General features: G+C 56.0%; 18 protein-coding genes and 1 riboswitch. Of the genes, 11 read left to right on the forward strand and 7 right to left on the reverse strand.

Features of this window, described 5'->3' with window-relative positions; genetic code table 11:
- The first annotated feature begins 542 nt into the window (after positions 1 to 542).
- Together purH and purD are read left to right on the forward strand one after the other, a co-directional pair.
- Positions 543 to 2,132 carry a bifunctional phosphoribosylaminoimidazolecarboxamide formyltransferase/IMP cyclohydrolase gene (gene purH, locus M8014_RS13150; RefSeq protein ID WP_271282882.1) on the forward strand — a complete coding sequence of 530 codons (1,590 nt, stop codon included), beginning with the start codon at positions 543 to 545 and terminating at the stop codon, positions 2,130 to 2,132.
- Positions 2,133 to 2,147: 15 nt separating this feature from the next.
- Positions 2,148 to 3,440 carry a phosphoribosylamine--glycine ligase gene (gene purD / locus M8014_RS13155; protein ID WP_271282883.1) on the forward strand — a complete coding sequence of 431 codons (1,293 nt, stop codon included), beginning with the start codon at positions 2,148 to 2,150 and terminating at the stop codon, positions 3,438 to 3,440.
- Positions 3,441 to 3,489: 49 nt separating this feature from the next.
- On the opposite strand, the gene M8014_RS13160 is transcribed toward purD, so the two are convergent.
- The 6 genes from M8014_RS13160 to nudC form a co-directional block, all read right to left on the reverse strand.
- The gene (locus M8014_RS13160) at positions 3,490 to 4,182 is read right to left on the reverse strand and encodes a DUF1481 domain-containing protein (RefSeq protein ID WP_271283094.1); all 693 of its coding nucleotides are present in this window, start codon (positions 4,180 to 4,182) and stop codon (positions 3,490 to 3,492) included.
- Between the two features lie 11 nt (positions 4,183 to 4,193).
- Entirely contained in the window at positions 4,194 to 4,466 is a 273-nt protein-coding gene (hupA, locus tag M8014_RS13165) for a nucleoid-associated protein HU-alpha (RefSeq protein WP_032615913.1), read from the reverse strand.
- Positions 4,467 to 4,652: 186 nt separating this feature from the next.
- Positions 4,653 to 5,243, reverse strand: a complete 591-nt coding sequence (locus M8014_RS13170) for a YjaG family protein (protein WP_271282884.1) — start codon at positions 5,241 to 5,243, stop codon at positions 4,653 to 4,655.
- Between the two features lie 42 nt (positions 5,244 to 5,285).
- The gene (nfi, locus tag M8014_RS13175) at positions 5,286 to 5,957 is read right to left on the reverse strand and encodes a deoxyribonuclease V (protein ID WP_271282885.1); all 672 of its coding nucleotides are present in this window, start codon (positions 5,955 to 5,957) and stop codon (positions 5,286 to 5,288) included.
- Between the two features lie 9 nt (positions 5,958 to 5,966).
- Complete coding sequence (gene hemE / locus M8014_RS13180; RefSeq protein WP_271282886.1) at positions 5,967 to 7,031, reverse strand: uroporphyrinogen decarboxylase; 1,065 nt, start codon at positions 7,029 to 7,031, stop codon at positions 5,967 to 5,969.
- Between the two features lie 40 nt (positions 7,032 to 7,071).
- Positions 7,072 to 7,845 carry an NAD(+) diphosphatase gene (gene nudC / locus M8014_RS13185; protein ID WP_271282887.1) on the reverse strand — a complete coding sequence of 258 codons (774 nt, stop codon included), beginning with the start codon at positions 7,843 to 7,845 and terminating at the stop codon, positions 7,072 to 7,074.
- Between the two features lie 95 nt (positions 7,846 to 7,940).
- On the opposite strand from nudC, the gene rsd reads away from it, so the two are divergent.
- From rsd to M8014_RS13230, 9 genes are all read left to right on the forward strand, one after another.
- Positions 7,941 to 8,438: a sigma D regulator gene (rsd, locus tag M8014_RS13190; protein WP_271282888.1), complete on the forward strand. Its 498-nt coding sequence runs from the start codon at positions 7,941 to 7,943 to the stop codon at positions 8,436 to 8,438.
- A gap of 53 nt (positions 8,439 to 8,491) precedes the next feature.
- A riboswitch (TPP riboswitch) is annotated at positions 8,492 to 8,600 on the forward strand.
- Between the two features lie 77 nt (positions 8,601 to 8,677).
- The gene (gene thiC, locus M8014_RS13195) at positions 8,678 to 10,573 is read left to right on the forward strand and encodes a phosphomethylpyrimidine synthase ThiC (protein WP_271282889.1); all 1,896 of its coding nucleotides are present in this window, start codon (positions 8,678 to 8,680) and stop codon (positions 10,571 to 10,573) included.
- Positions 10,573 to 11,208, forward strand: coding sequence for a thiamine phosphate synthase (gene thiE, locus M8014_RS13200; protein ID WP_271282890.1), 636 nt, complete (start codon positions 10,573 to 10,575; stop codon positions 11,206 to 11,208). Before thiC ends, thiE begins: the two co-directional genes overlap by 1 nt.
- Positions 11,201 to 11,956, forward strand: a complete 756-nt coding sequence (locus tag M8014_RS13205; protein ID WP_271282891.1) for a HesA/MoeB/ThiF family protein — start codon at positions 11,201 to 11,203, stop codon at positions 11,954 to 11,956. The genes thiE and M8014_RS13205 overlap by 8 nt, the downstream gene beginning before the upstream one ends.
- Positions 11,940 to 12,140 (forward strand): sulfur carrier protein ThiS, encoded by a 201-nt coding sequence (gene thiS, locus M8014_RS13210; RefSeq protein WP_271282892.1) that lies wholly within the window; start codon positions 11,940 to 11,942, stop codon positions 12,138 to 12,140. Before M8014_RS13205 ends, thiS begins: the two co-directional genes overlap by 17 nt.
- A gap of 1 nt (position 12,141) precedes the next feature.
- Positions 12,142 to 12,909 (forward strand): thiazole synthase, encoded by a 768-nt coding sequence (thiG, locus tag M8014_RS13215; protein ID WP_271282893.1) that lies wholly within the window; start codon positions 12,142 to 12,144, stop codon positions 12,907 to 12,909.
- On the forward strand, positions 12,909 to 14,042 hold the full coding sequence (gene thiH / locus M8014_RS13220; RefSeq protein WP_271282894.1) for a 2-iminoacetate synthase ThiH: 1,134 nt from the start codon (positions 12,909 to 12,911) through the stop codon (positions 14,040 to 14,042). The genes thiG and thiH overlap by 1 nt, the downstream gene beginning before the upstream one ends.
- A 291-nt stretch (positions 14,043 to 14,333) precedes the next feature.
- Positions 14,334 to 14,639, forward strand: a complete 306-nt coding sequence (locus M8014_RS13225; protein ID WP_271267022.1) for a PTS sugar transporter subunit IIB — start codon at positions 14,334 to 14,336, stop codon at positions 14,637 to 14,639.
- Positions 14,640 to 14,642: 3 nt separating this feature from the next.
- Positions 14,643 to 14,960, forward strand: a complete 318-nt coding sequence (locus M8014_RS13230; RefSeq protein WP_271282895.1) for a PTS lactose/cellobiose transporter subunit IIA — start codon at positions 14,643 to 14,645, stop codon at positions 14,958 to 14,960.
- Positions 14,961 to 15,052: 92 nt separating this feature from the next.
- Here M8014_RS13230 and rpoC read toward each other — a convergent pair whose 3' ends face one another.
- Positions 15,053 to 19,276, reverse strand: coding sequence for a DNA-directed RNA polymerase subunit beta' (gene rpoC / locus M8014_RS13235; RefSeq protein WP_271282896.1), 4,224 nt, complete (start codon positions 19,274 to 19,276; stop codon positions 15,053 to 15,055).
- Positions 19,277 to 19,278: the final 2 nt, after the last annotated feature.

Raw genomic sequence — 19,278 nt, forward strand, 5'->3', positions numbered from 1 at the left:
TGAATTACGTATGTTCACTCAGAGACTTGGTATTCATTTTTCGTCTTGCGACGTTAAGAATCCATGTCACTTTGAGTGCCCACACAGATTGTCTGATAAATTGTTAAAGAGCAGTGCAACGCGGCGTCAAGCTCACCGTTGCGAGGTCCCGTATAATACGTTTTCCTCATTCAGAGTCAAGCGTTTATTTTTCGCTTTTCTCTGTCGGCGTTCATCTCTGAACCCCTGTCAACCCGGCGGCTTGTTTGCCGTTGTTCCGTGTCGATGGAGGCGCATTATAGGGAGTTCTCCGCAGGCCGCAACAGTTAAATTGCAGAAAAATGACTGACTGCTGCATTCCACAGCGAAACCCCGCTTTATACCTTTTTGCACACAGACTTATCCACAATACATCGAAAACTTGAAAATTCTCGAGCGTTGCGCAAACGTTTTCGTTAAAATGCTCGCGCTTCTCGAGGATGCTCCGTGAGGGGTGTTAGCTGAGTTTTTTGCGAAGAATTCAGCTAACGCTCTCTGTAATCGTCAAATCCAGGGGATTTACCATGCAACAAGGTCGTAAAGTCAGCCGCGCGCTGCTCAGTGTTTCTGACAAAGCCGGTATCATCGAATTCGCACAGGCACTTTCCGCACGTGGTGTGGAGCTGCTGTCCACAGGAGGCACCGCCCGCCTGTTAGCAGATAAAGGTCTGCCGGTAACCGAAGTCTCCGACTACACGGGTTTCCCTGAAATGATGGATGGGCGCGTTAAAACTCTGCATCCGAAAGTGCATGGCGGTATTCTGGGCCGTCGTGGCCAGGACGACGCGATTATGGAACAACACGGAATTGCGCCGATCGATATGGTTGTTGTTAACCTGTATCCGTTCGCCCAGACCGTCGCCCGTGAAGGCTGCTCGCTGGAAGATGCGGTTGAGAATATCGACATTGGCGGCCCAACCATGGTGCGCTCCGCCGCGAAGAACCATAAAGACGTCGCTATCGTGGTGAAGAGCAGCGACTACGACGCCATTATTAAAGAGATGGACGCCAACGAAGGTGGCCTGACGCTGGATACCCGTTTCGATCTCGCCATCAAAGCATTCGAACATACTGCCGCCTACGACAGCATGATCGCCAACTACTTCGGTAGCCTGGTTCCTGCCTATCACGGTGAGACCACCCAGCCTGCTGGCCGCTTCTCTCGTACCCTGAATCTGAACTTCATTAAGAAACAGGATATGCGCTACGGTGAGAATAGCCACCAGCACGCTGCCTTCTATATAGAAGAAGAGATCAAAGAAGCTTCAGTGGCCACTGCTCAGCAGGTACAGGGCAAAGCCCTCTCTTATAACAACATCGCCGATACCGATGCCGCACTGGAGTGCGTGAAAGAGTTCAGCGAGCCAGCCTGCGTTATCGTGAAACATGCCAACCCGTGCGGCGTGGCAGTCAGCACCTCTATTCTGGATGCTTACGATCGCGCCTACAAAACAGACCCAACGTCCGCCTTTGGCGGCATCATCGCCTTTAACCGCGAGCTGGATGCCCAAACCGCACAGGCCATTGTCTCCCGCCAGTTTGTTGAAGTGATTATCGCCCCATCGGCAACAGAAGAAGCACTGAAGATCACTGCAGCTAAACAGAACGTTCGCGTCCTGACCTGCGGTCAGTGGGCTGAGCGCGCGCCGGGCCTTGATTTCAAACGCGTTAACGGTGGCCTGCTGGTTCAGGATCGCGATCTGGGGATGGTAACGGCAGATGACCTGCGCGTGGTCAGCAAACGTCAGCCATCTGAACAGGAACTCCGTGATGCGCTGTTCTGCTGGAAAGTGGCGAAGTTCGTGAAATCCAACGCCATCGTGTATGCCAAAGAGAACATGACCATTGGCATAGGCGCAGGCCAGATGAGCCGCGTTTACTCCGCGAAAATCGCCGGGATCAAAGCCAGCGATGAAGGCCTGGAAGTTAAAGGCTCCGCGATGGCCTCTGACGCCTTCTTCCCGTTCCGCGACGGTATTGATGCTGCAGCTGCCGTTGGCGTGAGCTGTGTTATCCAGCCTGGCGGCTCTATCCGTGATGACGAAGTGATTGCGGCCGCAGATGAGCATGGCATCGCGATGATCTTCACCGACATGCGCCACTTCCGCCATTAATTTCCGGAGCAGACAATGAAAGTATTAGTGATTGGTAACGGCGGGCGCGAGCACGCCCTGGCCTGGAAAGCGGCCCAGTCGCCGCAGGTGAAAACGGTCTTTGTGGCTCCGGGTAACGCCGGTACTGCCCTGGAGCCTGCGCTGCAAAACGTCGCGATCGGCGTGACCGATATTCCGGCGCTACTGAGCTTTGCCCAGAACGAGAAAATCGATCTGACTATCGTGGGCCCGGAAGCCCCGCTGGTGATCGGCGTGGTGGATGCCTTCCGTGCGGCGGGTCTGACCATCTTCGGCCCAACCGAAGGCGCAGCCCAGCTGGAAGGTTCTAAAGCGTTTACCAAAGACTTCCTTGCTCGCCACAATATTCCGACAGCGGAATACCAAAACTTTACCGAAGTGGAGCCTGCGCTGGCTTATCTGCGTGAGAAAGGCGCGCCGATTGTTATCAAGGCCGACGGTCTGGCTGCCGGTAAAGGCGTGATTGTGGCGATAACCCTGCAGGAAGCGGAAGATGCCGTCCAGGATATGCTGGCCGGCAATGCTTTCGGCGATGCTGGCCATCGTATTGTCATCGAAGAGTTCCTCGACGGTGAAGAAGCCAGCTTTATCGTGATGGTTGACGGCGAGCATGTGCTGCCGATGGCCACCAGCCAGGATCATAAGCGTGTTGGCGACGGCGACAGCGGTCCTAACACTGGCGGCATGGGCGCTTACTCCCCAGCCCCGGTTGTCACCGACGAAGTACACCAGCGCACCATGGAACGCATCATCTGGCCAACCGTGAAAGGCATGGCAGCAGAAGGCAACACCTATACTGGTTTCCTGTACGCCGGTCTGATGATCGACCCACAGGGTAACCCGAAGGTGATTGAGTTCAACTGCCGCTTTGGCGATCCGGAAACTCAGCCGATCATGCTGCGCATGAAATCCGATCTGGTGGACCTGTGTCTGGCCGCCTGCGAGGGCAAGCTTGACGAGAAAACATCCGAGTGGGACGAGCGTGCCTCTCTGGGCGTGGTGATTGCTGCGGGCGGATATCCGGGTCACTACAACAACGGCGACGAGATCCATGGCCTGCCGCTGGAAGAGGTCGACGGTGGCAAAGTGTTCCACGCAGGCACGACGCTTTCTGACGACGATCGCGTGCTCACCAACGGTGGCCGCGTGCTCTGTGCCACGGCGCTGGGTAATACGGTGGCAGAAGCCCAGCAGCGCGCCTACGCGTTAATGGCTGATATTCGCTGGGACGGCAGCTTTAGCCGCAGGGATATTGGTTATCGTGCGATTGCCCGCGAGCAAGGGAAGTAGTTTCTCGCTTCATGCTAACCCTCTCTCCATTGGGGAGAGGGAATTCCACTCAGAAGTTCTTCTCTGTCGGTTGCCAGGTGCAGAAATCTTCGTTCGCCACCAGCAACAGCTGTGAACCTTCCGGCGCTTCCAGCCACGCGACACTCACCTCCATTGATGAATGACTCTGACGGCGGGCAATATGTTCCGTCGCCCAGCTGTCGAGATCCGGCTTCAGCGTCAGGCCTTCACATGAGGTCACGGTGCCGTCGGGATGCCAGCGCCCCTGCTGCAGCACCACTCGCCCCTGACGCAACGCGTTACTGGTCTGGTGGATTTGGTCGGCACGGTAGCGGTACAGGGCAATCTGATCGTTAGAGAGCTGTTGCTTTTGACCGCCGATTTCGCGCTGCATAAAGCTCAGCTCACCGCGATCGTCAAAACGCACCCGGATATGCTCAGGGGGTTTGCTGTAGATATTGAGTTCGATAAGGGTAAGCGTGTCGCCCTGCCAGCGGTACTCGCTGGTTGTAGTGCTGCCGCTATGCCAGGGGCTGAAGGCAGAGAGCAGATGGACTTCATCATCCGAATCTTTGCGCCAGATGCGCACTGCACCCTGATCGTCAGCGTATCCGCTGGCGGTAAAGGGCGGCAGAGAGGAGTCATGGCTGCAGGCAGTCAGCAACAGCATGCCTGCCAGCGTCAGAGCCTGACGCCAGACAGACAAAAGGGGCGAAACCGCCCCCTCGTTAAAACTGTTCACTGCCACGCGTCTTACTTAACTGCGTCTTTCAGTGCTTTGCCAGAGACAAATGCTGGCACGTTAGCTGCAGCGATTTTGATCTCGTTACCGGTCTGCGGGTTGCGGCCAGTACGCTCAGCGCGGTGGTTCACTTTGAAGGTGCCGAAACCAACCAGTTGTACAGCATCGCCTTCTTTCAGAGACTCAGTAATAGCAGCCAGGGTGGATTCCAGAGCAGCTTTAGCCTGCACTTTAGACAGATCAGCCTTGTCCGCAATTACATCAATCAGTTGAGTCTTGTTCATAAGTTATCCTTTCAATGTGTTTATCGCTTGCTAAGCATCGAGTGCGACGAAAATGCCAAAAAAGCACTCTCCTGCATACACGCACCGATAGCCACTTATTTTCGCCCCCCAAATGTAGACCAGACGGGGGGCAGAAGGGAAGAGTACAGGTATGACAAAAAAGGCGTTAAATCACGTTTTATTGTCTCACTGGCTAAGATTTATACCAATGTTACTCTCACCTGCCTCACGCAAGTCTGCTCGCAGACCTTTAATCAGCTCGATATCACGTTCTTCACACTCTGCCAGCAAGCGGAATATTTCCCACTGAATGTCCCATTCCTGCTCTACCGCCGGGTTTAACCGTAGCTCTTCATCGGTCATTTCGCGACCTTCCTGCGTCATTTCCAGCATAGCAACGGTCGTGATGGAGGCCTTACTGACTTCGATGGCATGTTCCAGCGTTTCACCACTCAGGCGCGAGTGAATCAGCTCACTGAGTGCCACACAGGCATCAATCGCCGGATAGACACCATACACATCATAGTCATCGGCAGCGGGGATCGCTTCTTCCAGCTTATCGAGCTGCGAATCGAAGTTCACCTTCGCATCTTTGACCGTCAGCGTTTCCCACACCAGGTCGAGGATACGGCGATACAGTTGACCTTCACCAAATTCAGTCTGCTTGCAGAACATGGCGTAGTTTGGATACATACGTTCGCACAGACAGGCCATAAAGGTGACATGCTGCCAGCTTTCCAGCTTCTCAAGGCGCAGATGAATCGGGTTTTGTAACATGATGAACTCTCAGAGTCAGAAATTGGCGGCAGTTTACCTGATTCAGGGCTGAATTTCCTGCCAACGAATGAAAGCCGGACGCCCGGATGCCACCGCATCGGCCCAGCGGGTCGGTTCTGGCAGCCGATAGCCTTTCATACAGCGCTGTACCCATCCCAGTGCGCTATCCAGGCTGACGCGATGGCCGGTCGCGATGAACAGCGGATTGCAGCGTGCCTTACTGCGCCACACCCACGCCAGTTGCTCGCCTTTGTCCATTAGTGGCGCCAGCGCGCCAGGTTCTGCCGACAGCGGTTCGAACTTACCGCAGAGGCGTTTTTTCGCCACGCCAATGGTTGGGACATCCACCAGCAGGCCAAAATGGCTGGCGACGCCAAGCCGACGGGGATGAGAGATGCCGTGCCCGTCAACGAACAGCAGATCCGGTTTTTGCGACAGCTGCTGCCACGCGGCCAGCAGCGCAGGGTATTCGCGAAAGGAGAGAAAACCGGGGATGTAGGGCATGGTGGTGGCGATACGCGCCACCTGATATTCGACAAGTTCCAGCGAGGGATATTTCAGCAGCACTATCGCCGCCCGCGTCACGTCCCCGCCCTGCTCAAACCCGACGTCCGCACCCGCAATCAGTGTGGGTGGGTCTTTATCCAGCCGATCCTCGCGAGAGACCGAGGCGGCAAGTTCGATTTGCTGAGCGCGTAATGACGCAAGATCCATAGCAATTCCTTACAGGTGATACTGAGCAGAAAGTCGGTGCACCGCCTCCACGAACACGCCCGCATGCTCTGGCGGTACATCCTGATGAATACCGTGTCCCAGGTTGAAGACATGACCTTCGCCCTGACCGAATCCGGCCAGAATGGTTGCGACCTCTTCTTCAATGCGGGCAGCCGGCGCATAAAGCATAGACGGGTCCATATTGCCCTGCAGCGCCACCTTGTCGCCCACGCGACGGCGCGCCTCGGCTATATCCATCGTCCAGTCGATACCCAGCGCGTCACAGCCGGTCTCTGCCAGCGCTTCCAGCCACTGACCGCCACCTTTGGTGAACAGAGTCACCGGCACGCGGCGGCCTTCGTTTTCACGCAGCAGGCCATCAACGATTTTGTGCATGTAGTAGAGTGAGAACTGCTGATAATCGCGTCCGGTCAGCACGCCGCCCCAGGTATCAAAAATCATCACCGACTGAGCGCCCGCTTTAATTTGTGCGTTCAGGTACAGGGTGACGCTTTTCGCCAGCTTATCGAGCAGGGCATGCAACGCCCGCGGATCGGCATACATCATCTTTTTGATCACCGTAAAGGCTTTGCTGCTGCCGCCCTCAACCATGTAGGTTGCCAGCGTCCACGGGCTGCCGGAGAAGCCAATCAGCGGCACGTCGCCTTTCAGCTCGCGGCGGATGGTCCGCACGGCGTTCATCACGTACCCAAGCTCCTGCTCCGGGTCCGGAATGGGCAAATTATCGATGTCTGCCTGGCACTTAATCGGTGAGGAGAAGCGCGGGCCTTCACCCGTTTCGAAATAGAGCCCAAGGCCCATTGCATCCGGGATGGTCAGAATGTCTGAAAAAAGGATCGCCGCATCCAGCGGGAAGCGACGCAGCGGCTGGAGCGTCACTTCGCATGCCAGCTCTGCGTTTTTGCACAGCGACATAAAATCGCCCGCCTGCGCGCGCGTGGCTTTGTATTCCGGCAAATAGCGGCCCGCCTGGCGCATCATCCATACCGGGGTGACATCAACGGGTTGGCGCAGCAGCGCACGCAGATAACGATCGTTCTTCAGTTCGGTCATTTTTGCAGTTCCTTAAGCGTCTTATCCCCAGTGTATCATGTCATTCATCGTCGGCCCGACACATTGCCACCGTATCTTCTATCAGGCGGCGCGCCACGGTGCCTGCCGGCGGAAGCAGTGGTAAATTGTCATAGCGATACCAGTCGGCGCTCAGCAGCTCTTTCTGATCGATAACAATCTCGCCGCTGTCGTACTCGGCCATAAAAGCCGTCATCAGCGATTGCGGGAACGGCCAGGGCTGCGAGGTGACATAACGCAAATTTTTCACCTTGATACCGCTCTCTTCCATCACTTCGCGCGCGACCGCCTGCTCCAGCGTTTCGCCCACTTCAACAAAGCCGGCCAGTACGGTGTGAACGCCGTTACGGTGGCGGGTGTGTTGCGCCAGTAAAAGGGAATCATCACGACGAATAGCAACGATAATGCAGGGGGCGATTTGCGGATAATAGCGTTCGCGACAGTGGCTGCAGAGCATCGCCCACTCGGTTTTGCTCGGGTGCATGGTGTGGCCGCAATAGCCGCAATATTGATGCGAACGATAAAACTCGGCCAGTTGCACGGCGCGCCCGGCCAGCTGGAACAAGCCCGCATCAAGATCGAGCACCTGCCGCACCGATCCCATCTCATGGGAACGATTTTGTTGGATCAACCACACAGAATCGCCCTGCCACTCACCTATACTGAGTGCGGCTTGTCCCGCAAGATCGAAATTTTTCGCTTCGCCATGGGGTAATTCTCCCCCGGGCAACCATAATTTTTGTTCATGGCTGACTAACCACCAGCCACGATCCGATTTTTCAATTATACGATCCATATCTATTGCACAACCTTTGCTTCACAGGCATGTTGGTAACATTACTATTACATTTTGGGTGGGCAGCTTTTAATCTTAACCTTGCGGAGTCAAACATGCTAAACCAGCTAGAAAACCTGACAGAGCGCGTTGGCGGAAGTAATAAACTGGTCGATCGCTGGCTGCACGTGCGTAAACATCTGCTTGTTGCCTACTACAACCTTGTTGGCATTAAGCCTGGCAAAGAATCCTATATGCGCCTGAACGAAAAAGCGCTGGATGATTTTTGTCAAAGCCTTGTCGATTACCTTTCCAACGGTCATTTTAATATTTATGAACGTATTATTCGCGAAATGGAAGGTAGCAGTCCGCTTTTAGCCGCGACCAAACTGTATCCCCAGCTGGAGGCCAATACCCAGCAAATCATGGATTATTACGACTCCACTCTCGAAAACGCCATCGACCAGGATAATTATCTGCAATTTCAGCAGGCACTTTCCGATATCGGCGAGGCGTTGGAGCAACGATTTACGCTGGAAGATAACCTGATCGCGCTGGCGCTGGATCACAATTTTAAAGCGAGTAACGAAGATAACGTCGCCCGTCCGGCTTGAGTTATTTATCGTTAACGCGTAGTTTACATTCACTGCTCCCGCTGTAAGGGAGCACATTCTTGTCGGAGTGCCCAGTGCGAAAGCCGGGCTGAGACCGTTAATTCGGGATCCGCGGAACCTGATCAGGTTAAAACCTGCGAAGGGAACAAGAGTCAATTTATTGCATCGCCCTCCGGGCGATCCTCTCTTGCTTCATCCGACGTCTGACAAGCCACTTCCTACACTTTCTGGAATGAGCTATGTCTGCCACAAAAATGACCCGTCGCGAACAGCGCGCCCACGCCCAACACTTTATCGACACCCTGGAAGGCACCGCTTTCCCCAACTCAAAACGTATCTATCTGAGCGGATCGCAGGACGATATTCGCGTACCGATGCGCGAGATCCAGCTCAGCCCGACGCTTATCGGCGGCAGCAAAGACAATCCGCAGCGGGAAGAAAACGAGGCGGTACCGGTCTACGACACCTCCGGTCCTTACGGCGATCCGGCGGTGACGATTAATGTACAAAAAGGGCTGGCAAAGCTGCGCCAGACCTGGATTGACGCCCGTGACGACAGCGAAGCACTAGACGAGCAAAGCTCTGCTTACACCAAAGAACGCCTGGCGGATGATGGGCTGGATGAACTGCGCTTTACCGGCCTGCTGACGCCGAAACGCGCCAGAGCCGGCAAGTGCGTGACTCAGCTGCACTACGCCCGCCAGGGTATCGTGACCCCGGAGATGGAATTTATCGCCATCCGCGAAAACATGGGTCGTGAGCGTATTCGCGGGGAAGTGCTGCGCCACCAGCATCCGGGCGAAGGCTTTGGCGCTCGCCTGCCGGAGAACATCACCCCGGAGTTTGTACGTGACGAAGTCGCGGCGGGCCGGGCGATTATTCCTGCCAACATTAACCACCCGGAATCAGAGCCGATGATCATTGGCCGCAATTTCCTGGTGAAAGTGAATGCCAACATCGGTAATTCAGCCGTCACCTCCTCCATCGAAGAAGAGGTGGAGAAACTGGTGTGGTCCACCCGCTGGGGTGCGGACACGGTCATGGACCTCTCCACCGGACGCTATATTCATGAAACCCGCGAGTGGATCCTGCGTAACAGCCCGGTACCCATTGGCACAGTTCCCATCTACCAGGCGCTGGAAAAGGTTAACGGCATTGCCGAAGATCTCACCTGGGAAGCCTTCCGCGATACCCTGCTGGAGCAGGCAGAGCAAGGCGTCGACTACTTCACTATCCATGCGGGCGTACTGCTGCGCTACGTCCCGATGACCGCCAAACGCCTGACCGGGATTGTCTCCCGTGGGGGCTCAATTATGGCGAAGTGGTGCCTGTCCCATCATCAGGAAAACTTCCTGTACGAGCACTTCCGCGAAATCTGCGAGATCTGCGCCGCATACGACGTCTCGCTGTCGCTGGGCGACGGTCTGCGTCCGGGATCCATTCGCGACGCCAACGACGAAGCCCAGTTTGCCGAGCTGCACACCCTGGGCGAGCTGACCAAAATTGCCTGGGAATATGACGTGCAGGTGATGATCGAAGGCCCGGGCCATGTGCCGATGCAGATGATCCGCCGCAACATGACCGAGGAGCTGGAACACTGCCATGAAGCGCCGTTTTACACCCTTGGGCCGCTGACCACCGACATCGCTCCGGGGTATGACCACTTCACCTCCGGGATTGGCGCGGCAATGATCGGCTGGTTTGGCTGCGCGATGCTCTGCTACGTCACGCCGAAAGAGCATCTCGGTCTGCCGAACAAAGAGGACGTGAAGCAAGGTCTGATCACCTACAAAATCGCCGCCCATGCGGCCGATCTGGCGAAGGGTCATCCGGGGGCGCAGATCCGCGATAACGCCATGTCAAAAGCGCGCTTCGAATTCCGCTGGGAAGACCAGTTCAACCTGGCTCTCGATCCCTTTACCGCCCGCGCCTATCACGACGAAACCCTACCGCAGGAGTCCGGCAAAGTGGCCCACTTCTGCTCCATGTGCGGACCGAAGTTTTGCTCGATGAAAATCAGCCAGGAGGTGCGCGACTACGCGGCGAAACAGACCATCGAGGTGGGGATGGCCGACATGTCAGAATCCTTCCGCGCCAAAGGCGGCGAGATCTACCTCAAAAAAGAGGAGGCGTGATGTATCAACCCAACTTCCCATCGGTTCCCTTTCGTCTGGGGCTTTATCCGGTAGTCGACAGCGTGGCGTGGATTGAACGCCTCCTGACCGCAGGCGTAAAAACGATCCAGCTGCGAATCAAAGATAAACAGGATGACGAGGTTGAAGCCGACATCATGGCAGCCATTGAGCTGGGGCGTCGCTACGACGCCCGCCTGTTTATCAACGACTACTGGCATCTGGCGATCAAGCATCAGGCTTACGGTGTGCATCTGGGTCAGGAGGATCTGGAGACCACCGATCTTGAGGCCATTCGTGCCGCCGGATTACGCCTCGGCGTCTCAACCCACGACGGCATGGAAATCGACGTGGCGCTGGCGGCGCGTCCATCCTACATCGCCCTCGGGCATGTTTTCCCGACCCGGACCAAGCAGATGCCTTCCGCGCCACAGGGACTGGAGCAGCTGACCCGGCATATCGAACGACTTGCGGATTATCCCACCGTCGCCATCGGCGGCATCAGCCTCGAGCGAGCCCCGGCGGTACTGGCGACCGGCGTCGGGAGCATCGCGGTGGTGAGCGCCATTACTCAGGCCGATGACTGGCAGGCGGCCACGGCACAATTACTGCAACGGGCGGGGGTGGGCGATGAATGATCGTGACTTTATGCGCTACAGCCGCCAGATCCTGCTGGACGATATCGCCATCGACGGGCAGCAAAAGCTGCTCGCCAGTCGGGTGCTGATTGTGGGGCTGGGTGGTCTTGGCGCACCGGCAGCGCTGTATCTGACCGGGGCAGGTATCGGCACGCTGGTACTGGCCGACGACGACGACGTCCATCTGAGTAATTTGCAGCGCCAGATTGTATTTACCACCGACGATCTGGATCAGCCGAAAGCGCAGGTAACACAGCGTCGTCTGACCCAGCTTAATCCAGATATCCGTCTGATTGCGTTACAGCAACGTCTGGAAGGCGATGCGCTTAACGAGCAGGTGGCGCAGGCCGACCTGGTGCTGGATTGCACCGATAACATGGCAACGCGGCAGGCGATTAACGCTGCCTGCGTAACACTCGACACCCCGCTCATCACCGCCAGCGCCGTGGGTTTTGGCGGGCAACTGATGACGCTAACCCCTCCCTGGACGCAGGGCTGCTACCGCTGCCTGTGGCCGGATGATAGCGAGCCGCAGCGTAACTGCCGCACCGCAGGCATCGTCGGGCCGGTAGTGGGCGTCATGGGAACCCTGCAGGCGCTGGAGGCGATCAAGCTACTCAGCGGGATTGAGACCACATGCAATACGCTGCGGCTGTTCGATGCCCGGGCAGGCAGTTGGCGGAAGTTAGCGCTACAGCGTGCCAGCGGCTGTACGGTATGCGGAGGACGCCATGCGGATCCTGTTTAACGACGAACCGATGCAGTGTGCGGACGACATAACCCTCGCCACCCTGCTCGACCAGCTACGCCAGTTAAAGCCCGGGGTGGCGCTGGCCCTTAACCAACAGATCCTGCCGCGCGAGCAGTGGGATATTCAGCAGGTGCGCGAAGGCGATCAGATCCTGCTCTTTCAGGTGATTGCCGGAGGCTGAGATGTTACGTATTGCGGATAAAACTTTTGATTCTCATTTATTTACCGGCACCGGAAAATTCGCCTCGCCGCAACTGATGATTGATGCTCTCAAAGAGAGCGGCAGCCAGCTGGTGACGCTGGCGATGAAGCGGGTCGATCTGCGTAACCACAACGATGCCATTCTGGTGCCGCTGCGCGCTGCGGGCGTCACGTTGCTGCCAAACACCTCCGGTGCCAAAACGGCAGAAGAGGCGGTGTTCGCCGCGCAGCTGGCACGCGAGGCGCTGGGCACCCACTGGCTTAAACTGGAGATCCATCCCGATGCCCGCTGGCTACTGCCCGATCCGATTGAAACGCTGAAAGCCGCCGAGCAACTGGTAAAACAGGGGTTCACGGTGCTGCCCTACTGTGGGGCCGATCCGGTGCTGTGCAAGCGGCTGGAGGAGGTAGGCTGCGCGGCGGTGATGCCGCTCGGTGCGCCAATTGGCTCCAGCCAGGGACTGGAAACCCGCGCGATGCTCGAGATCATCATTCAACAGGCGACCGTCCCGGTGGTAATAGATGCAGGGATCGGCGTGCCCAGCCATGCCACGCAAGCCCTGGAGATGGGGGCCGATGCGGTGCTGGTTAATACGGCGATTGCCGTCGCTGACGACCCGGTGATGATGGCGCGCGCCTTCCGTCTGGCGGTAGAAGCGGGTGTACTGGCACGCCAGTCTGGTCCCGGTTTGCGCAGTTTTGAAGCCGAGGCCACCAGCCCACTGACCGGTTTTCTGGAGGCGTTCTGATGCGCACCTTTACCGATCGCTGGCGTACGCTTAACTGGGACGACATTCGCCTGCGCATCAACAGCAAAACCCCGACGGACGTTAAGCGTGCGCTGAATGCCCGTCATCCAACCCGCGAAGACATGATGGCACTGCTCTCCCCTGCTGCCAGCGCGTATCTGGAGCCAATGGCGCAGCGGGCGCAGCGTCTGACCCGTCAGCGCTTTGGCAATACGGTGAGTTTTTACGTGCCGCTCTATCTGTCCAATTTGTGCGCCAACGACTGTACCTACTGTGGGTTCTCAATGAGCAACGCTATCAAGCGCAAAACGCTGGATGAAACCGAAATTGCCCGCGAGTGCGCAGCGATCCGTGAGATGGGGTTTGAGCACCTGCTGCTGGTCACCGGCGAGCATCAGAGTAAGGTCGGGATGGACTATTTTCGTCGTCATCTTCCTGCCATTCGCCGCCGGTTCTCCTCCCTGCAGATGGAGGTCCAACCCTTGTCAGAAGCGGAGTACGGCGAACTGAAAACGCTGGGCCTGGATGGCGTACTGGTCTATCAGGAGACCTATCACGAGGCGGTGTATGCCCGGCACCATCTGAAGGGCAAAAAGCAGGACTTCTTCTGGCGGCTGGAGACACCGGATCGGCTGGGCCGCGCCGGGATCGACAAGATCGGTTTGGGAGCACTGACCGGGCTCTCGGACAGCTGGCGGGTCGACAGCTATATGGTGGCGGAACATCTCCTGTGGCTGCAACAGCACTACTGGCAGAGCCGCTACTCGGTCTCCTTCCCGCGTCTGCGTCCCTGCGCCGGGGGCATTCAGCCCGCGTCGATCATGGATGAGCGCCAGCTGGTGCAGGCAATTTGTGCATTTCGCCTGCTGGCGCCTGAGGTGGAGCTGTCTCTGTCGACCCGTGAATCACCGGCATTTCGCGACCGCGTTATTCCACTGGCGATTAACAACGTCAGCGCTTTTTCCAAAACCCAACCAGGCGGCTATGCCGACGATCACCCTGAGCTTGAACAGTTTGCCCCCCACGATAACCGCCGCCCGGAAGATGTCGCCCGGGCGCTCAGCGATCAAGGTTTACAGCCGGTATGGAAAGACTGGGACAGCTGGCTGGGGCGCGCCTCGCAATTACGCTGAGAGGATATGTAACATGATGAAAATATTACGAGACATCGCGTAGTGTGATCGGCGGGCGATTGCCAGCCAATGCCCGTTTTTTTACTCTTGCCCTGTCAGCAAAGGACGCTGACCAGGGCGGAAAGCTTCTTCCTCGTTTCGCCCTGCCTTCTCATCTTTGTAACAGTTGTAACCGGTTTCAGTAAAAAGCAGGTTTCTTTGTGATGACTCACACACAACCGTTGTAAAGCGGTTGTTGAAGCAGACGGCGCGCGATAATTATTAATAAACACATGTACATTGAGGCTGACTATGAAGAACATTGTTTTATGCTGTGCAGCGGGAATGTCCACCAGCATGCTGGTTCAACGCATGAAAGACGCCGCACAGAAGAAAGGCGTCGAGGTGACCATTAAAGCCGTACCGGTTGCTGAATTTAAAGACGAAATCGCCGCAGCCGACATCGTGTTATTGGGCCCCCAGGTTAAATATGAGCTGGCAAACCTTCAGGCTCAGGCCGAGCCGCTGGGCAAAAAGGTCGCGGTTATCGACATGATGGATTACGGCATGATGAAAGGTGATGCCGTGCTGGATAAAGCTCTCAAACTGCTGGAGTGACGCATGGAAGATTTAGAAACGATCATTATGGAGCTGCTGGTGAATGCCGGCGCAGCCCGTAGTTCAGCGTTAACCGCCCTGCAGATGGCGCGTAAAGGCAATTTTACCGATGCCGAGAAGGCGATGGAAGAGTCGCGCGAATTCGTGAAGCATGCGCATACCATCCAGACGAAGCTGATCGGTATGGATGAAGGCACCGGCAAGCTTCCGGTCAATCTGATCACCGTGCACTCGCAGGATCACCTGATGAATGCAATGGTGATTCAGGATCTGGCGGGGGATATGATCGAGTTATATCGCCGGTTGCCGCTGGTGAACTAAACAACAGACCTAAACCGTAGCCCGGGTAAGCGCAGCGCACCCGGCAAAAAAAAACCCGCCGAAGCGGGTTTTTTTATGGGCTGACTAAACGATTAATCGTTGTCAGAACCGCCCAGGCCTGCGTTCAGGAGCTCTGCCAGGCTGGCAGATGCATCTTCAGCAGTCACCTGCGGTGCAGCTGGCGCTTCGCCTGCTGCGCGACGGCGCATACGATCCTGGTGGTACGCATAACCGGTACCGGCCGGGATCAGACGACCCACGATAACGTTCTCTTTCAGACCGCGCAGTTCGTCGCGTTTGCCCGCAACGGCTGCTTCGGTAAGCACACGAGTGGTCTCCTGGAACGATGCCGCGGAGATGAAGGACTCGGTTGCCAGAGACGCTTTGGTGATACCCAGCAGGTCACGTGCGAAGGTCGCACTGAGTTTGCCGTTCGATTCCAGATCGCGGTTAGCAATCTTGACGCGAGAGTATTCAACCTGCTCACCTTCGAGGAAGTCGGAGCTACCGGCATTCACGATGGTGGCTTTACGCAGCATCTGACGAACGATAACTTCGATGTGCTTATCGTTGATCTTAACGCCTTGCAGACGGTAAACGTCCTGTACTTCGTTGGTGATGTAACGCGTTACCGCGTGGACACCACGAAGACGCAGAATGTCGTGCGGTGCTTCCGGACCGTCGGAAACCACGTCACCACGTTCTACACGTTCACCTTCAAACACGTTGAGCTGACGCCATTTTGGAATCATCTCTTCGTACGCTTCGCTGCCATCCAGAGGCGTGATCACCAGGCGACGTTTCCCTTTGGTCTCTTTACCGAAGGAAATGATACCTGTGATTTCAGCCAGGATTGCCGGCTCTTTCGGACGACGTGCTTCGAACAGATCCGCAACGCGCGGCAGACCACCGGTAATATCCTTGGTACCGCTGGATTCCTGAGGAATACGCGCCAGAGCGTCACCCGCCCCGATCTGAATACCATCTTCCAGCTGAACAATCGCTTTGCCCGGCAGGAAGTACTGAGCCGACATGTCGGTGCCCGGGATCAGAACGTCGTTACCGTTAGCATCAACGATTTTCAGCGCTGGACGCAGATCTTTACCGCCCGCGGTACGTTCTGCAGAATCCAGAACCACCAGCGAAGAGAGACCGGTCAGGTCGTCGGTCTGACGAGTAATACTCTGACCGTCGATCATGTCGGTGAAGCGAATAAAGCCCGCTACTTCGGTGATAACTGGCATGGTGTGCGGATCCCAGTTTGCTACGGTTTCGCCGCCTGCAACCTGCTCGCCATCACCTTTGCCCATTACCGCACCGTAAGGCACTTTATAGCTCTCTTTGGTACGACCGAATTCGTCGATCAGTTTCAGCTCGGTGTTACGCGAAGTAACAACCAGCTTACCGGCAGAGTTCACAACCGACTTCGCATTGCTCAGACGGATGCTACCTTTGTTTTTCACCTGGATGCTGGATTCAGCAGCCGCACGAGATGCCGCACCACCGATGTGGAACGTACGCATCGTCAGCTGAGTACCCGGCTCACCGATGGACTGTGCCGCGATAACGCCGATTGCTTCACCTTTGTTGATGATGTGGCCACGCGCCAGGTCACGACCATAGCAGTGCGCACAAACACCAAAGTCGGTGTTACAGGATACGACGGAACGTACTTTGACGGAGTCAACGGAGTTCTCTTCCAGCAGATCACACCAGTGCTCGTGCAGCAGCGTGTTACGTGGAACCAGAATATCCGCGGTACCCGGCTTCAGAACGTCTTCAGCAGCCACACGACCCAATACGCGATCGCGCAGTGGCTCTTTAACATCACCACCCTCGATAACCGGAGTCATGGTGATACCTTCGAGGGTGCCACAATCGTCTTCGGTCACAACCAGATCCTGCGCAACGTCAACCAGACGACGCGTCAGATAACCGGAGTTCGCTGTTTTCAGTGCGGTATCCGCAAGGCCTTTACGCGCACCGTGCGTGGAGATGAAGTACTGGAGTACGTTCAGACCTTCACGGAAGTTCGCGGTGATCGGCGTTTCGATGATGGAGCCATCTGGCTTCGCCATCAGACCACGCATACCAGCCAACTGACGAATCTGTGCTGCAGAACCACGCGCACCGGAGTCGGCCATCATGTAAATGCTGTTGAAGGAAACCTGCTGCTCTTCTACACCGTCACGGTTAATAACGGTTTCGGTCTGCAGGTTATCCATCATCGCTTTGGAGACACGATCGTTCGCCGCTGCCCAGATATCGATAACTTTGTTATAGCGTTCGCCTGCGGTAACCAGACCAGACTGGAACTGCTCCTGGATTTCGGCTACTTCAGCTTCTGCTTCACTGATGATCTCGTATTTCTTCTCTGGGATCACCATGTCATCGATACCAACAGATGCACCTGAACGCGCTGCATAAGCAAAGCCGGTGTACATGGTCTGGTCAGCAAAGATAACGGTCGGTTTCAGACCCAAAATACGATAACAAGTGTTCAGCATTTTGGAGATGGCTTTCTTACCCAGCGCCTGGTTGACGATGGAGTAAGGCAGACCTTTCGGAACGATCATCCACAGAATCGCACGGCCTACAGTCGTGTCGATAATGCTGGTTTTCGCAACGAATTCACCGTTAGCGTCTTTTTCGTGCTCAGTGATACGCACTTTAACGCGCGCATGCAGAGAGGCCAGGCCAGCGCGATAAATACGCTCAGCTTCTTTCGGGCCAGTCAGCACCATGCCTTCGCCTTTGGCGTTAACACAGTCACGGGTCATGTAGTACAGACCCAGTACAACGTCCTGAGACGGAACGATGATTGGTTCGCCGTTCGCCGGGGACAGGATGTTGTTGGTAGACATCATCAGCGCACGCGCTTCGAGCTGGGCTTCCAGCGTCAGCGGTACGTGAACAGCCATCTGGTCACCATCGAAGTCGGCGTTATAAGCCGCACAAACCAGCGGGTGCAGCTGGATAGCTTTACCTTCGATCAGTACTGGCTCAAATGCCTGGATACCCAGACGGTGCAGTGTTGGTGCACGGTTCAGCAGTACCGGGTGTTCGCGGATAACTTCGTCCAGGATATCCCAAACGACAGCTTCTTCACGCTCAACCATCTTCTTAGCGGCTTTGATGGTGGTGGCGAGGCCACGCAGTTCCAGCTTGCCGTAGATGAACGGTTTGAACAGCTCCAGTGCCATTTTCTTCGGCAGACCGCACTGATGCAGACGCAGGTATGGACCTACGGTGATTACAGAACGACCAGAGTAGTCAACACGCTTACCGAGCAGGTTCTGACGGAAACGACCCTGCTTACCTTTGATCATGTCGGCCAAAGATTTCAGAGGACGCTTGTTAGAACCGGTGATCGCACGACCGCGACGACCGTTATCCAGCAGGGCGTCTACCGCTTCCTGCAGCATACGTTTTTCGTTACGTACGATGATATCTGGCGCAGCCAGATCCAGCAGACGCTTCAGACGGTTGTTACGGTTAATGACGCGACGATACAGATCGTTCAGGTCAGACGTCGCGAAACGACCACCATCCAGCGGAACCAGCGGACGCAGATCTGGGGGCAGAACCGGCAGAACGGTCAGGATCATCCACTCTGGCTTGTTGCCAGACTGAACGAACGCTTCCAGCAGCTTGATACGCTTGGTCAGCTTTTTACGCTTGGTTTCAGAGTTGGTTTCGTTCAGCTCTTCACGCAGAGTTTCACACTCTTGCTCCAGATCCATGCTTTTCAGCAGGGCCTGGATTGCTTCCGCACCCATCTTGGCGTCGAATTCGTCACCGAACTCTTCCAGCGCGTCCAGGTACTGCTCTTCGGTCAGGATCTGGTTACGTTCCAGATTGGTCATCCCGCCTTCGATCACAACATAAGATTCGAAGTACAGTACACGTTCGATATCGCGCAGCGGCATATCCAGCAGCAGGCCGATACGGGACGGCAGAGATTTCAGGAACCAGATGTGGGCAGTCGGAGACGCCAGCTCGATGTGGCCCATGCGCTCACGACGCACTTTGGTCTGGGTCACTTCAACGCCACACTTCTCACAGATCACACCACGGTGTTTCAGGCGCTTGTACTTACCGCACAGGCACTCGTAATCTTTTACTGGCCCGAAAATACGCGCACAGAAAAGGCCGTCACGCTCAGGTTTGAACGTACGGTAGTTGATGGTTTCTGGCTTTTTAACTTCACCAAAAGACCATGAACGGATCATGTCTGGCGAGGCCAGAGCAATTTTGATCGCATCAAACTCTTCGGTTTTAGTTTGCGCTTTCAGAAACTTTAATAAGTCTTTCACGG

The organism is Silvania hatchlandensis, from assembly GCF_025564065.1.
In the GTDB taxonomy this organism is placed as follows: Bacteria; Pseudomonadota; Gammaproteobacteria; order Enterobacterales; family Enterobacteriaceae; genus Enterobacter; species Enterobacter hatchlandensis.